The 14,392-nt window shown below is 74.6% G+C and carries 14 protein-coding genes; 11 read left to right on the top strand and 3 right to left on the bottom strand.

All coding sequences use genetic code 11. The annotated features are described in order from the left end of the window. Positions 1-4 precede the first annotated feature (4 nt). On the bottom strand, positions 5-967 hold the full coding sequence (locus F4692_RS06255) for a formylglycine-generating enzyme family protein (protein WP_179618714.1): 963 nt from the start codon (positions 965-967) through the stop codon (positions 5-7). A 41-nt stretch (positions 968-1,008) separates the two neighbouring features. Continuing rightward, positions 1,009-1,662: a GntR family transcriptional regulator gene (locus F4692_RS06250; RefSeq protein WP_179618713.1), complete on the bottom strand. Its 654-nt coding sequence runs from the start codon at positions 1,660-1,662 to the stop codon at positions 1,009-1,011. 89 nt (positions 1,663-1,751) lie between these two features. On the opposite strand from F4692_RS06250, the gene F4692_RS06245 reads away from it, so the two are divergent. Then, a complete protein-coding gene (locus tag F4692_RS06245) occupies positions 1,752-2,585 on the top strand; it encodes a MerR family transcriptional regulator (protein WP_179618712.1) in 834 nt (277 codons plus the stop codon). On the opposite strand, the gene F4692_RS06240 is transcribed toward F4692_RS06245, so the two are convergent. Beyond that, on the bottom strand, positions 2,558-4,390 hold the full coding sequence (locus F4692_RS06240; protein ID WP_218858164.1) for a helix-turn-helix domain-containing protein: 1,833 nt from the start codon (positions 4,388-4,390) through the stop codon (positions 2,558-2,560). The two genes, F4692_RS06245 and F4692_RS06240, sit on opposite strands and share 28 nt — an antisense overlap. Before the next feature lie 156 nt (positions 4,391-4,546). Here F4692_RS06240 and F4692_RS06235 point away from each other — a divergent pair, with 156 nt between their 5' ends. The 10 genes from F4692_RS06235 (at position 4,547) to F4692_RS21745 (ending at position 14,392) form a co-directional block, all read left to right on the top strand. Further along, positions 4,547-4,900, top strand: a complete 354-nt coding sequence (locus tag F4692_RS06235) for a nuclear transport factor 2 family protein (protein WP_179618710.1) — start codon at positions 4,547-4,549, stop codon at positions 4,898-4,900. A gap of 95 nt (positions 4,901-4,995) precedes the next feature. Then, positions 4,996-5,727 carry an alpha/beta fold hydrolase gene (locus F4692_RS06230; RefSeq protein ID WP_179618709.1) on the top strand — a complete coding sequence of 244 codons (732 nt, stop codon included), beginning with the start codon at positions 4,996-4,998 and terminating at the stop codon, positions 5,725-5,727. A gap of 56 nt (positions 5,728-5,783) precedes the next feature. Beyond that, a complete protein-coding gene (locus tag F4692_RS06225) occupies positions 5,784-7,001 on the top strand; it encodes a sensor histidine kinase (protein ID WP_179618708.1) in 1,218 nt (405 codons plus the stop codon). Beyond that, a complete protein-coding gene (locus tag F4692_RS06220; RefSeq protein WP_179618707.1) occupies positions 6,998-7,672 on the top strand; it encodes a response regulator in 675 nt (224 codons plus the stop codon). The genes F4692_RS06225 and F4692_RS06220 overlap by 4 nt, the downstream gene beginning before the upstream one ends. A gap of 88 nt (positions 7,673-7,760) precedes the next feature. Beyond that, positions 7,761-8,603 (top strand): alpha/beta hydrolase, encoded by an 843-nt coding sequence (locus F4692_RS06215; protein WP_179618706.1) that lies wholly within the window; start codon positions 7,761-7,763, stop codon positions 8,601-8,603. Continuing rightward, positions 8,600-9,355 carry an ABC transporter ATP-binding protein gene (locus F4692_RS06210; RefSeq protein ID WP_179618705.1) on the top strand — a complete coding sequence of 252 codons (756 nt, stop codon included), beginning with the start codon at positions 8,600-8,602 and terminating at the stop codon, positions 9,353-9,355. Before F4692_RS06215 ends, F4692_RS06210 begins: the two co-directional genes overlap by 4 nt. Continuing rightward, positions 9,352-10,212: an ABC transporter permease gene (locus F4692_RS06205; RefSeq protein WP_179618704.1), complete on the top strand. Its 861-nt coding sequence runs from the start codon at positions 9,352-9,354 to the stop codon at positions 10,210-10,212. Before F4692_RS06210 ends, F4692_RS06205 begins: the two co-directional genes overlap by 4 nt. 108 nt (positions 10,213-10,320) lie before the next feature. Then, a complete protein-coding gene (locus tag F4692_RS06200; RefSeq protein WP_179618703.1) occupies positions 10,321-11,709 on the top strand; it encodes a serine hydrolase domain-containing protein in 1,389 nt (462 codons plus the stop codon). A 45-nt stretch (positions 11,710-11,754) separates the two neighbouring features. Further along, a complete protein-coding gene (locus F4692_RS06195) occupies positions 11,755-13,374 on the top strand; it encodes an ABC transporter substrate-binding protein (protein WP_179618702.1) in 1,620 nt (539 codons plus the stop codon). A 4-nt stretch (positions 13,375-13,378) separates the two neighbouring features. Then, entirely contained in the window at positions 13,379-14,392 is a 1,014-nt protein-coding gene (locus tag F4692_RS21745; RefSeq protein WP_308645175.1) for an ABC transporter permease, read from the top strand.

The raw sequence follows: 14,392 nt of genomic DNA, 5'->3' as shown, positions 1-14,392 counted from the left end.
GCGCTCACCCGTCGTTGGCGCAGCGGAAGCCGATGTTGCCCGACGAGGACTCGGCCGTGTTGGAGGACCGGGCGGCGACCCGGTAGCGGTTGCAGTAGCTGTCGTGGCACAGGTACGACCCCCCGCGCATCACCCGCTCGACGAGCGCCTCGTCGGTGCCCGGCGGCTCGGCCGCGCGGGGGTCGACGACCGCGTCCGGGCGGGCGCGCTCGGCGTACTCCGTCGGGCGGAACGCGTCCTGACACCACTCCCACACGTTGCCGACCGTGTTGTGCAGGCCGTACGCGTTGGGCTCGAACGCCGTGGCCGGCGCCGTCGTCAGGTGGCCGTCGTCCAGGGTGTTGCGGCGCGGGAAGTCGCCCTGCCAGATGTTGCACCGCCACGCAGAGCCGTCGAGCAGCTCGTCGCCCCAGGGGTAGCGGGCCCGGTCGAGGCCGCCACGCGCGGCGTGCTCCCACTCCGCCTCGGTCGGCAGCCGCTTGCCCGCCCAGCTCGCGTACGCCTGCGCGTCGCGCCACGACACGTGCACGACGGGGTGGTCGGCGAGGTCGCCGACGTCCGACCGCGGGCCGCCCGGGTGCCGCCAGTCGGCGCCGCGGACGGCGAGCCACCACGGCGTCCCCGCCGCCCGCTGGAGCACGTCGGCCGGGGCGGCGCGCACGGCGAGGTGGAAGACGGCCGAGACACCGTCGCGCTCGGCCTCGGTGACGTGCCCGGTCGCCTCGACGAAGGTGGCGAACTCCGCGTTGGTGACCGCCGTGGCGTCGATGGCGTAGGACGACAGCCGCACCCGGTGCACCGGCGTCTCGCCGTCCGTGGCGTAGCCGTCGCCGTGGCTGTCGCCCATCCAGAAGTCCCCCGCCGGCACGCGGACCTGGCCGCGGGTGCTGCGCTCCCCGCGCGGGCGGGCGGGGGAGGCGGGGGCGTCGGCGCGCGACGCGCTGGGCGCGCAGCAGGAGGACGGCACGGGGTCGACGTTACCCACCCGGCGGGTCGGGGCGTCGCCGGTCAGTCGTCGTCGACGGCGGCGAGGGCGCGGAAGGTCGTGAAGACGACCGAGGACGCCGCCTCCGCGTCGCCGTCGGCGCACAGCCGGATCAGCTCCTGGTGCCGTGCGACCGACTCGCGTGCGCTCGCGGAGGCGAAGCGGAGCCGTTCGGCCCGGCGCAGCACCGGGACGAACTGGTCGAGCACGGTGGCCAGCGCGCGGTTGCCGCTGACCTCGACCGGCACGTCGTGGAGCTCGTCGTCGGCGCGCAGCGCGGCCTCGACGTCACCCGCCTCGACGGCCTGCTCGAACCGCTCGTTGGCCGCTCGCATGCGGGCGACGTCGTCGGCGGTGAGCCGCGGGACCGCGTCGCGGACGGCGAGCTCGTGCATCGCCGCCACGACGTCGCGCGCCTCGCGCACCGCGGTCGCGCTGATGGCGCTGACGGTGGTCGACCGTCCGGGCCGGGCGACCACGAGGCCCGTCTGCGCGAGGCGGAGCAGCGCCTCGCGCACGGGCGTACGGCTCACGCCGAGCCAGGTGGCGAGGTCCGCGTCGCGCAGCTGCTCGCCCGGCTCGAAGGTCCCGTCGATGATCGCGTCGCGCAGCTGGCCGTAGACGCCGTCGCGCAGCAGCTGGCGAGCGACGGCGGGCGGGGACGGCGGGATCGGCATGCAACGTATTGCACATCGGGCGCCCGGCCCCGTCAAAGGCGTCCCCGGATGTGGACCCTCTCCCCGGGGGAGGGTGCAGACTCCCGGGGGTGCAGCCCCTCAGCATCGGCGAGTTCTCCCGGATGACCCACCTCAGCGTCCGCACCCTGCGCCGCTACCACGAGGCCGGGCTGCTGGTGCCCGCGACGGTCGACCCGGCCACGGGCTACCGCTACTACGCGGGGGACCAGATCCCCACCGCGCAGGTCATCCACCGCCTGCGCGAGCTCGACGTGCCGCTCGCCGCGGTGCGGCGCATCCTGGACGCGCCGGACCCCGGGTCCCGCGGGGACCTGGTCGCCCAGCACCTGCACCACCTCGAGGCCGAGCTGGACCGCACGCGGGCGGCCGTGCGGTCGCTGCGCCGGCTGCTGGCCCCCGAGCCCGCGCCGGTCGCCGTCGAGGTGCGGTCGGTCCCGGCGACGAGGGTTGCCGCGGTCGAGGCCGACCTGGGGACCGACGACGTGCTGAGCTGGTACGCCGGGGCGATGGCCGAGCTCGACGCCGCCCTGCCGGCGCTGCCCGGGCCGCCCGGCGGCGTGTACGACAACGCGCTGTTCGAGGTCGGGCGCGGGCACGTGCTGGTGCACCGTCCCGTCGACGACGCGCCGCGCACCGGCCGGGTGCACCCGGTGGAGCTGCCCGCGGTCGAGCTCGCCGTGGCCACCCACGTCGGCGACCACGACGACATCGAGGTGACCTACGGCGAGGTCGGCTCGTGGGTCGTCGCCAACGCCCTGCAGGTGGCCGGGCCGGTGCGCGAGACCTACCTCGTCGGCCCGCGCGACACCGACGACGCGGCGGCGTGGCGCACCGAGATCGGGTGGCCGGTGTTCTCGGTCGCCCCCGTCGCGGGTCAGTCGTCCAGCGGCCGCACGTCCTGAGACCCGCCGCCGGGCACCCCGCTGCGGGCGAGGTGGACCTGGAGCGCGAGCTGGAGGGGGAACCACGCGTCGGGGGCGCTGACGTCGAATCCGCTGAGCTGCGACGCGCGCGTCAGCCGCTGCGCGAGCGTGTTGCGGTGGACCACCAGGTCTCGCGCCGCGGCGCTCCGGCTCCGGAGGTGGAGGTAGGTCGCGACGGTGCCCAGCAGCTCGGTGCCGCGGACGCGGTCGTACTCCGCGATGCTCTCGACCGCCACGGCGTACCGGTCGCGCACGCCCGCCACCCCGGACACACGGCTCAGCAGCAGGTGGTGGCCGACGTCGTCGAGGGTGAAGACCCCGGCAGGTTCGGGGAGCGAGCTGGCGACGCTCATCGCCTCGCGTGCCTCGGCGAGCGCGTCGGCGAAGCCGTCCACCGACGGCGCCGGCCGGGAGACCCCCACGGTCAGTGCGGCGCCGGCCGACCGCACGTGGTCGCACGCGCGCAGCAGCGGCCGGCGGAGCGCGTCCACCGACGTGCTCGCCGACGGCCACGGCACGACGGCGACCGCCTGGTGGGGCGTCGCCCCGGTGAGCGTGCCGGCCGGCAGAGACGCTCGCTGCAGCACGGTGTCCAGCTGGGCCGACGAGGCGGTGCGACCGGAGGTGCAGGCCACCACGAAGACGTGGGCGGCGGCCCGGTCGAGACCGAGGGCCTCCGCCCGTCGCCTCAGGTCGTCCCCGGCGAGCCGGCCGGAGGTGACGGCCCGGAGGAACCAGGTCAGCCCGTTGCGGTCGGCGAGCTCCTCCAGCGCGATGCCGAGCCGGGTCGCGACGCCGACCTGGCCCGCGATGGCTGGCAGCAGCCCGGCGGGGGCCGTCGGACGCCGTCCCGGTCCGAGGACGTGGGCCTCGATCCGGCCCAGCTCGTCCGGCCCGCTCCGCACGGCGGCCGTCGCCAGCGGCTGGGAGCGGCCCTCGAGCGCGCGGGTGACGCGTTCGGCGGCGACCTGCCAGGTGATGCGCGCCCGGCGCAGGTCGTGGTCGACCTCGAGCAGCCCACGTCGTACGGCCGCTGCCGGTGCGCGTCGCTCCGGGTCGCTGCCGGACGCGAGGGCCACCACCATCCGGTCCGCGCCCGACGGGTCGGCGACGAGCGCCACCACCAGATCGGCGCCGAGACCGGCCAGCGCGAGGGCGGCCGCCCGGTCGACGACCCTGCCGACCGGCGCGCGTGAGGCGACCAGCTCGCCGAGCTCGCGCAGCCCCTCCTCGGTCCGGCCGAGGACACGGACCTGCTCGCGCAGCCGCTCGCGCTCGAGGCAGGTGGCGACCAGCGACGCCACGTGCTCCACCAGCGGGACCTCGTGCGCCGCGAACCCGTCCCCGGGGGTCGCCCACACGGTGATGCACCCGACCAGCTCGTCCGCCGACGAGACGACCGGGACGGAGAAGATGGCGCCGTAGCGCTCCTCCCCGATGCCCGGGTAGGGCAGGAAGTGGGGGTCGCTGGACGGCTCCCCGGCCACCACGTAGCTCTCCCGCGAGGCCGCCACCCACCCGGTCACGCCGTCGCCGTACGGCACGCGCAGCGTCCCCACCTCGCGCGCGGCCGGGCTCTCGGTCGCGCCGACCAGGAGCAGGTCGTCGCTGGCGTCCTCGTAGAGGTAGACGTAGACGTCCCTGGTCGTCCGCCCGCACCGCACCGCCTCGGCGACCCGCGAGCAGACCACCCGCAGGTCCGGATCGGACCCGACCGCGTCGGCGACGCCGCGCAGCACCTCGCGCTCGAGGTCGAGCCGGCGCTCGGAGGTGGTCCCGGTCACCGGTCCAGCCTCCCGTGACCCCGGGGCCCGCGTCCATGCCCGCGTCCACGCCCGCGTCCACGCCCGCGTCATGCCCCCGTCTGGGGTCCGGACCCTCCCCCCGCGGGAGACATCCGTCCTTGACCCTCCGTCGGCGGCAGGCCGCACGCTCGTGGCATGACCACCCAGGAGAACGACCTCGACCCGTCCCAGCTCCCCGCCACGATCCGCGCGTTCGTGGCCGCACACATCGCCCGCGAGGTGGACGCCGCCATGCGCCTGCTCGTCGCCGAGCCCCTGGTCGTCGACCAGGACGAGACCTTCGCCGGCGCCGAGCAGGTGCGCGGCTTCCTGCGCGGCGCAGGCACCGAGTTCACCTACACCACCGAGCTCGTCGCGGCGCGCCGCACCGACGCCGGCCACTGGGTCGCCGTCCTCCACCTCGAGGGCGACTTCCCCGGCGGCGTGGCCGACCTCGACTACACGTTCGACCTTGCGGGCGACCTGATCGCGGCGGTGCGGATCCGCTGAGGGCGAGCCGCCCGCCGAAGTGTGTGCAGGGTGCACATCGCGCAGCGTGGACGGCCTCGCCAATATATCGCATACCGACTACCCGAGGAGATCAGATGACCACCACCGACACCACCGGCGCCAGCCCCACCGACACCGCCATCCGCAACGTCGTGCTCGTCCACGGTGCGTTCGCCGACGGCTCCGGCTGGCGGGGGGTGTACGACGTCCTCACCGCCCGCGGCTACCGCGTCAGCGTGGTCCAGAACCCGCTCACCTCGTTCGACGACGACGTCGCCGCGACCCGCCGCGTCCTGGACCAGCAGGACGGCCCGGCGATCCTGGTCGGGCACTCGTGGGGCGGCACCGTCATCACCGAGGCCGGCACCCACGACCGCGTCGCCGGGCTGGTCTACGTCGCCGCCCTGATCCCCGACAGCGGCCAGACGTCCGGGGAGCAGTACGAGGGCTTCGCCGCCACGCCGGACTTCGTCATCGACATCGGCGAGGACGGCTTCGGCTACCTCGATCGCGACGCGTTCCAGAGGGGCTTTGCAGCGGACGTCGCCGACAGCGAGGCCGCCTTCATGCGCGACACCCAGGTCCCCGTCAACATGGCCGTCTTCGCCCAGCCGGTCACCGAGGCCGCCTGGCGCAGCCGGCCGAGCTGGGCCGTCTACGGCACCGAGGACAAGGCGTTCGACCAGGCCATGCTCCAGCACATGGCCGAGCGGGCCGGGGCTGCGGTCACCACCGTCGAGGGCAGCCACGCCGTCTACCTCACCCAGGCCGGGACCGTGGCCGACGTCATCACCACCGCCGCCGAGAAGGCCTCCGCCGAACGCTGAGGACCGCGGGCGGCGGGTGGGCGACCGCGCTCCCCGCCGCCCCTAGGCAGGACGCCATGGGAGCGCGCGCCGGCCGGGTACGGGCACTGGCGCGCGTGCTCACGCGGGACTGGGCGCGCCGCATCCCGTGGCTGGTGGCGGCAGTGCTGTTCGTCGTCCTGCTGCCGACCAGCATCAGCGTGCTCGGCGACTACGGCCTGAGCAGCGCGAGCGTGGGCGCCCTCGCGCTCGCACAGACCGTGCCGCTGCTGCTGGCGCCCGTACGTCCGCTCCCGGCGTGGGTGGTCATCCTCGGCGCCGACGTGCTCGGCGCGCTGGTCCTCCTCACCCAGGACGTCGGGACCAGGACCTGGCCGTTCCCCGCGACCGTCATCGTCGGCTACGTCGGCATCTGCCTGGCCCTGGGCCTCCGCGAGCCGCGACGCACGCTGCTCACCGTGTGGGCGACCACCGCCGTCGCGGAGCTCGGGCTCGCCTCCCTCCTCCCCGAGCAGGCCGGCAACAGCTCGGTCCTGCTCACCGTCCTCGGCGGCGCCGCGCTGGTGCTCGGGGCCGCGGTGCGCGAGCGGTCGGTGACCCAGCGGCTGCTGACCGAGCAGGAGTCCATCAGCGCGGCCGAGCGCAGCCGTCGCACCCTCCTGGAGGAGCGCGCCCGCATCGCACGCGAGCTCCACGACGTGGTCGCCCACCACATGTCCGTGATCACCGTCCAGGCCGACACCGCGGCCTACCGCCTCGACGGGGTCACCCCGGAGGCCCGCGAGGAGTTCGAGTCGATCGCCGCGACCGCGCGCTCCTCCCTCGGGGAGATGCGGCGCCTGCTCGGGGTCCTGCGCAGCGAGGAGACCTCGGGCGAGCTGGTGCCGCAGCCGGGCCTCGCCGATGTCGGCCGGCTCGTCGAGGCGACCACCCGCGCCGGCGTACCGGTCTCGCTGTCCCTCGAGCAGGCGGACCTGCCGGCGTCCGTCGGCCTGTCGGCCTACCGCATCGTGCAGGAGGCGCTCGCCAACGTCGTGCGCCACGCGCCCGGCGCGAGCGCCGAGGTCACCGTGACCCGCGAGGACGACGCGGTCCGGGTGGTCGTCGGCAACGGGCCGTCGCCGCGAGGCGACGAGGCCCCGATCGAGACGACGGGCACCGGCCACGGTCTCGTCGGCATGCGCGAGCGGGTCCGCCTCGTGGGAGGCACCCTCGACGTCGGCCCACGGCCCGACGGCGGCTTCCGCGTCGCCGCGTCCCTGCCCGTGCGCCCGGACGAGGGCGAGGCGCCGTGAGCATCCGCGTGCTCGTCGTCGACGACCAGTCCATGGTGCGGGCCGGGTTCGCCGCGCTCCTGGCCGCGCAGGACGACATCGAGGTGGTCGGCGAGGCGCCGGACGGGGCGGAGGGCGTACGCCTCAGCCGCCGCACGAGGCCCGACGTGGTCCTCATGGACGTCCGGATGCCCGAGATGGACGGCCTCGAGGCGACCCGGCAGCTCCTCTCGCCACCTCCCGGCGTCGAGCACCGGCCGCGGGTGCTGATGCTCACCACCTTCGACATCGACGACTACGTCTACGAGGCGCTGCGGGCCGGGGCGAGCGGGTTCCTGCTCAAGGACTCGCCGCCGGCCGACCTCATCGCCGGGGTGCGCGTCGTCGCCGCCGGCGAGGCGCTGCTCGCGCCCACGGTGACGCGTCGGCTGATCGCCGACTTCGCCCGCCAGCGACCCGGCGGGGGCGGGCGCGCCGGTCTGCGCCTCAACGGCCTCACCGAGCGGGAGACCGAGGTGCTGACCCTGGTCGCGCGCGGCAGCTCCAACGCCGAGATCGCCGAGCAACTGTTCGTCGCTGAGCAGACCGTCAAGACCCACGTCAGCCGGCTCTTCACCAAGCTCGACCTGCGCGACCGGGCGCAGGCGGTGGTGTTCGCATACGAGTCCGGGCTGGTGAGCCCGGGTGAGTGAGGGCCCCGACCCCCTACCCCGGTAGGGGGCCGGATCTGGCTCCCGGGAGTGACGCGGTGCACGACGGCTCGTTCCTAGCGTCACCGCCATGAGCCGATCCACCGTCCTCCCGCACACGCACACGCACACGCACCCGCTCGCGTACGACCTGCAGCGGTCCGGTCCCCACCAGCTGCTCGCCGTCGACCCGCCCGGCGGGCGCCGGGTGGTCGAGGCGCTCGGGGACGTCGCCCTCGCCGACCACGTCGCCGTGCTGGTGCCCGGCAACGGCCACCACCTCGGCACCTACTTCGCCGACGAGGGGCCGGTCGCGCCCCGCGGCCGTGGCGAGCTGCTGCTGCGCACCATGCAGGCGCTCGCCCCGGGTGCGCGGTGCGCGGTCGTCGTCTGGGTGGGCTACCACGCCCCCGAGGGCCTCGGGGCCGCGGCGTGGATCGCCCCGGCCCGCGCCGGCGCCGGCGACCTGGCGCGGCTGACTCACCACCTCCCGCGCTCGGCCCACCTCAAGCTGGTCGGGCACTCCTACGGCAGCACGGTCTGCGGGCTGGCGCTGGCCGACGCGCGCGCCGACGACTGCGTCGCCCTCGGCAGCCCCGGGATGGGCGTGTGGCGCCGCGAGGAGCTGGGCGACGGTGTCCGGCTGTGGGCGGCGCAGTCCGGGTCGGACTGGATCCGCTTCTTCCCGCGCGTCCGGCTCGGCTCCGTCGGCCTCGGTCGCTCGCCGCTGCACCCCGAGATCGGCGCCACCCGCATCGGGACCGGCGACGTCACCGGACACTGCGCCTACTACGAGCCCGGCAGCGAGTCCCTGCTCAACGTCGCCCGCATCGCCGTCGGCCGGTATGACGCCGTGACCCCCGCCGGTGGCGCGCCCGTCGCCACCGACCTCCGCACCCGCCGCGCGCTGGTGGCGACGGAGGTGGCGGCATGACCGGCCACGCGATCCTCGCCGAGGGCCTCCGCAAGCACTACCGCGGCCGCGGCCCGGTCCTCGACGGCCTCGACCTGGCCGTACCGGCCGGCACCGTCCACGGGCTGCTCGGCCCCAACGGCGCCGGCAAGACCACGACGGTGCGGATCCTCACCACCCTGCTCCGCCCCGACGGCGGACGCGCGACGGTGGCGGGCCGCGACGTCACCACGGACCGGGCCGGCGTACGTGCGCGCATCGGCGTCGTGGGTCAGTACGCCGCGGTCGACGACGTCCTCACCGGGCGGCAGAACCTCGACATGTACGCCCGCCTGCACCACCTGCGCGCCCGGGCCGCGCGGCAGCGCGCCAGCGAGCTGCTCGAGCTGTTCGGGCTCACGGCCGCGGCGGACCGCTCGGTGGGGCATTACTCCGGTGGGATGCGCCGTCGCCTCGACCTGGCCGTCAGCATGGTCCGCAGCCCGCACGTGCTGTTCCTCGACGAGCCGACCACCGGGCTCGACCCGCGCAGCCGGATCGCCGTCTGGGACGCGGTGCGCGACCTCGCCCGCGCCGGCACGACCGTGCTGCTCACCACGCAGTACCTCGAGGAGGCCGACCGCCTCTGCGACCGCATCACGGTCGTGGACGGCGGCCGCGTGGCCGCCGCGGGCTCGCCCGCGGAGCTCAAGGACCGGGCCGGCGCCACCCACCTCGACGACGTCTTCCTCGACCTCACCGGTCGACCCACCCTGACAGGAGCGCTGCGATGACCACGGCGATCACCACGGCGACGACCACCACCCCCCAGCCGCACCGCGACCGGCCGCTCGAGCGCGCCCGGTGGGTGGTGGCCGACACCTGGGTCGTCGCGCGACGCCACCTGCTGCGACTCGTACGCCGTCCCGACGAGCTGCTCGGCACCCTCCTGGTCCCCGTCATGGCGGTCGTCATGTTCGGGTTCGTCTTCGGCGACGCGCTCGGCATCGCGATGGGCGTGCCCAGCGCGGACTACCGCGAGTTCCTCCTGCCGGGACTCTTCGCGCTGACGATGGCGTTCGGCATCGGCACCACCACGATCGCGGTGGCCTCCGACGTCCGCGGTGGCGTGCTGGACCGCATGCAGACCCTGCCGATGGCGCCCGTCGCGGTCCTGGCCGGACGGGTGCTCGCCGACGTGCTCACCGCGGTCGTCGAGCTCGGCCTCCTGATGGGGCTCGGATCGCTCGTCGGCTGGCAGTGGCACGGCGGCGCCGGTGCCGTGGCCGGCGCGGTCGGGCTGCTCCTGCTGCTGCGCCTGATGTTCTCGTCGGTGGGCATCCTCCTCGGACTCCTCGTCAGCGGACCGGAGGCGGCCATGAAGTACTTCGCGCTGGTCTTCCCGCTGGCACTCGTGGCGGACACGGTCGTCCCCACGGCGCTGATGCCGGCGTGGCTCTCCGGCATCGCGGCGTGGAACCCACTGTCCATCACGGTGACCTCGACGAGAGAGCTGTTCGGCAACCCCACGGCGACCCCCACCTCGTGGGTCGTCGAACACGCTTCGGCCCTGGCCGCGGGGTTGCCGATCCTGCTCACCTCGCTCTGCGTCGCCCTCGCGCTGCTCCGGTTCCGCCGCTCCGTCCGCTGAGCCGGCCACGCGCGGCCCGCTCGTCCTCGTGCGATCGACCAAGACCGTCGCGCCACCTTGTCGGGATCGACGAACCCGGAGGGGTGGCTGCCTTCCTAGCGTGGCCGCATGAGTGATCTGCAGCACGTCGGTGAGTGGATCGAGTCCCGGTTGCCGGAGCTCCTGGAGACGTACGGCGTGCCCTCCGCCGCGTGGGCCGTCCTGCACGAGGGCGAGGTGGTCGACGGCGCCGCGGGCGTGCTGCACCTCGGGACCGGCGTCACCTCGACCGCCGACTCGATCTACCAGATCGGCTCGATCACCAAGCTCTGGACGAGCAGCCTGGTCATGCAGCTCGTCGACGAGGGGCTCGTCGACCTCGAGGAGCCGGTGCGCACCTACGTGCCCGACTTCGTCGTCGCCGACGAGGACGCCGCGGCGCGGATCACCGTGCGGCAGCTCCTCAACCACACCGCCGGCTTCGAGGGCGACATCTTCACCGACACCGGTGTCGGCGACGACTGCATCGAGAAGTACGTCGCCACGCTGGCCGACGTGCCGCAGCTGTTCCCGCCCGGCGAGCAGTTCTCCTACAACAACGCCGGCTACTGCCTGCTCGGTCGCCTCGTCGAGGTCGTCCGCGGCACGACGTACGACCAGGCCCTGCGCGAGCACCTCGTCGAGCCGCTCGGCCTGACGCACACGGCAGTGGACGTCTACGAGGCGATCATGCACCGCGTGGCGATGGGGCACGTGGAGGCCTCGCCCGAGGAGGGGCTCCAGCCGGCCCCCTTCTGGTCGATGGCCCGCTCCAACACACCGGCCGGCACGCTGCTGTCGATGCGGGCTCGCGACCTCGTCGAGTTCGCCCGGATGCACCTCTCGGACGGGCGCAGCGCCGACGGCACCCAGGTCCTCGCGTCCGGCACGCCCGCCCGCATGCAGGCACGGCAGGTCGACCTGCCGGAGCTCGGGCTGATGGGCACGTCGTGGGGGCTCGGCTTCGAGCGCTTCGACACCCCCGACGGCGAGATCGTCGGCCACGACGGCAACACCATCGGCCAGGGCGCCTTCCTGCGCATGGTGCCCGCGACCGGCACCGCGGTCGCGCTGCTCACCAACGGCGGCGACGTCTTCGCGCTCTACCACGAGGTCGTGGGCCACGTGCTGCGCGAGCTCGCGGACATGGCCCTGCCCGAGCTGCCCCACCCGCCGTCCGAGCCGGGACCGGTGGACGCCGCCCGCTTCCTCGGGACGTACTCCACCGAGCTCTACGACCTGACGGTCAGCCAGGACGACGACGGCCGGGTCTGGATCGAGCAGGTGCCCAAGGGCCTGCTCATCGAGATGGGCGGGCAGCACGAGCGCACCGAGCTCGTGGCCTACCGCGACGACATGCTCATCCCGCTCGAGGCCGACCGCGGCATGTTCATGCCCCACGCCTTCGTCGGCGACGACGGCGAGGGCCGCGCCCTCTACCTGCACCTCGGCCGCGCGGTGCGCCGCGCCGGCGCCTGACCCGCTCGCCCGCCCCCGTTGATCCTCCCGAGGAACGAGACCGCCATGAAGCAGACCCCCCGCCCCTACCTGCTCGCCGCGCCGGCGGCCGTGTCCCTCGCCGTCCTCCTCAGCGCCTGCGGGGGCAGCGGGGGTGGCTCGGGCGGCGGAGGGGCAGGCGGCGACGCGGGCTACGTCGACGGCGCGACGTTCACCCTCGGCATGTCGTCCGACCCCGGGAACCTCGACCCCCTGATGGGAGCGGGCACCTCGCTGTTCACCGTCACCCAGTTCGCCTACGACCCGCTCGTGAGCGTGGACGGCGAGACCGGCGAGATCGGGTCGCAGCTGGCGACGGAGTGGGACGTGCAGGGCACCACGGTGACGCTGACCCTCGGCGAGGGGATCACCTGCGCCGACGGCACCGAGCTGACGGCGAGCGCCGTCGCCGACAGCCTGAACTTCGTCACCGACCCGGAGAACCAGAGTCCCTTCCTCGGCACCTTCATCCCGGTGGGCGCGAAGGCGAGCGGCGACGACGGGGCCGGCACCGTCACCCTCGAGCTCGAGTCACCGGCGCCGTTCGTGCTCAACGGCCTCGCGAACCTGCCGATCGTGTGCCCCGCCGGCAACGACGACCGGTCCTCGCTGCGCCAGGCCACGGCCGGCACGGGGCCGTACGAGCTGACCGAGGCGGCGCCGGGCGACCACTACACCTACACGCTGCGCGAGGGCTACACGTGGGGACCCGACGGCGCGACCACCGCGGAGGAGGGCCTGCCGGCCACCGTCGTGGTGCAGGTCGTAGAGAACGAGTCCACCGCGGCCAACCTGCTGCTCTCCCGCGGCCTCAACGCGGCCACGGTCAGCGGCCCCGACGCGCAGCGGCTGGACACGTCCGGCCTGTTCAGCGCCGACTCCCCGGCCATCGCCGGCGAGCAGTGGTACAACCACGCCGACGGCCGCGCGACGAGCGACCCCGACGTGCGCATGGCGCTGACCCAGGCGCTCGACCTCGCCGAGCTGCAGGGCGTGGTCACCTCGGGAGAGGGCGCGATGCCGTCGGTGCTCGCGGCCAACGAGCCCGTCGCCTGCCCGGGCGACTCGGTCTCGGGCTCGCTGCCCGAGCACGACCCCGAGGCGGCCGCCGCGCTGCTCGACGAGGCGGGCTGGACCGAGGGCAGCGACGGCGTACGCACCAAGGACGGGCAGCCGCTCGCCATCACCTTCCTCTACCAGAACAACCTCGGCAGCAGCGGCGACGCCGGTGCCGAGCTGGCCGTGCAGCAGTGGAAGGAGATCGGCGTCGACGCCACCGCCAAGGCGCAGAACGAGACGACCCTGACCGGCACCATCTTCGGCGCGGGCGACTGGGACGTCGCCTGGGTCTCGCTCAACGTCAGCAGCCCCGACCAGCTCGTGCCGTTCCTCTCCGGGCCGGCGGCACCCGACGGCACCAACTTCTCCGCGATCGAGAACGACGACTACGTCGCCGCGGTGGAGGAGGCGTCGCAGCTGAACGGCACCGAGGGCTGCGACACCTGGCTCGCGGCGGAGTCGAGCCTGATCGCGAACGCCGACATCGTGCCCTTCGCCGAGACGCAGGCGCGTACGTTCGGCGCCGGCGCCGAGTTCGCGGTGCCGGGCCAGCTGCAGCCGCTCTCGATCCGGATGCTGGCCGAGTAGACCGGTGACCACGACACCGACCCGGGTGCTCGCCGACGCGGCGGCGAGCGCGGCCCCGCCGAGCTGGTGGGAGCAGCCGTGGGTGCGCTTCACCGCCCGGCGCGCGGTCCGCCTGCTGGTGTCGGTGTGGGTGCTGGTCACCGCGTCCTTCGCGATGATCCACCTCATCCCCGGCGACCCGGTCCGCGGCGCGCTCGGCCCCACGGCGCCCGCCGCGCTCGTCGAGGCACGACGCGCCGCGCTCGGGCTCGACGACCCGCTGCCCGTGCAGTACCTGCACTACCTCCAGGGCCTGGTCACCGGGGACCTCGGGACGTCGCTGCTCTCGCAGCTGCCGGTGGTCGACGTGGTCGGGCAGCGCCTGCCCGCGACGCTCGCGCTGGCCGTGCTCGCCTTCCTGGCCTCCGTCGCGGTGGCGGTGCCGCTCGGCACCCTGCTCGGCGTGCTCACCCGGCGCGGCCACGGCCGTCGCACCGAGCTGGTGTTCACGACCAGCAGCATCGTGGTCGCCACGATCCCGGACTTCCTCATCGGCGTCGCGCTGGTCTACGTCTTCGGCGTCGAGCTCGGCTGGCTGCCGGTCGCGGGCAACGCCTCGCCCGAGGCGTACGTCCTGCCCGTGCTGTCGCTGGCGGTCGGGCCCGCCGCGATCCTCGCCCGGATCGTCCGCGTCGAGATGGTGAGCGTGCTTGAGGCCGACTACATTCGCACCGCGCGCGCCAAGCGGCTGCGCGCCCGCCGCATCCACCTGCGCCACGCGCTCCCCAACGCGCTGACGTCGGCGCTGACGCTCGGCGGGCTGCTGCTGGGCTCGATGGTGGCCGGCACCGTCCTGGTCGAGAACGTCTTCGCCTGGCCCGGGCTCGGCAGCACCATCGTGAGCTCGATCCTCAGCAAGGACTACCCCGTCGTGCAGGCGATCGTCCTGGTCTACGGCCTCGGCGTGCTCCTGGTGAACACGGCCGTCGACGTGGCGCTGGCCCTGCTCGACCCCCGCTCGATGATCCGGGAGGGCTGA

Source organism: Nocardioides cavernae (assembly GCF_013410035.1).
Taxonomy (GTDB): Bacteria; Actinomycetota; Actinomycetes; order Propionibacteriales; family Nocardioidaceae; genus Nocardioides; species Nocardioides cavernae_A.
The sequence above is the reverse complement of the archived record's forward strand: the minus strand, read 5'-3'. Positions and strand labels throughout refer to the sequence as shown.

Bases quoted from the DNA above. Each gene is read 5' to 3' on its own strand.
- F4692_RS06250 (WP_179618713.1), bottom strand. From the start codon at position 1,662: ATGCCGATCCCGCCGTCCCCGCCCGCCGTCGCTCGCCAGCTGCTGCGC.
- F4692_RS06235 (WP_179618710.1), top strand. From the start codon at position 4,547: ATGACCACCCAGGAGAACGACCTCGACCCGTCCCAGCTCCCCGCCACG.
- F4692_RS06230 (WP_179618709.1), top strand. From the start codon at position 4,996: ATGACCACCACCGACACCACCGGCGCCAGCCCCACCGACACCGCCATC.
- F4692_RS06225 (WP_179618708.1), top strand. From the start codon at position 5,784: ATGGGAGCGCGCGCCGGCCGGGTACGGGCACTGGCGCGCGTGCTCACG.
- F4692_RS06215 (WP_179618706.1), top strand. From the start codon at position 7,761: ATGAGCCGATCCACCGTCCTCCCGCACACGCACACGCACACGCACCCG.
- F4692_RS06210 (WP_179618705.1), top strand. From the start codon at position 8,600: ATGACCGGCCACGCGATCCTCGCCGAGGGCCTCCGCAAGCACTACCGC.
- F4692_RS06205 (WP_179618704.1), top strand. From the start codon at position 9,352: ATGACCACGGCGATCACCACGGCGACGACCACCACCCCCCAGCCGCAC.
- F4692_RS06200 (WP_179618703.1), top strand. From the start codon at position 10,321: ATGAGTGATCTGCAGCACGTCGGTGAGTGGATCGAGTCCCGGTTGCCG.
- F4692_RS06195 (WP_179618702.1), top strand. From the start codon at position 11,755: ATGAAGCAGACCCCCCGCCCCTACCTGCTCGCCGCGCCGGCGGCCGTG.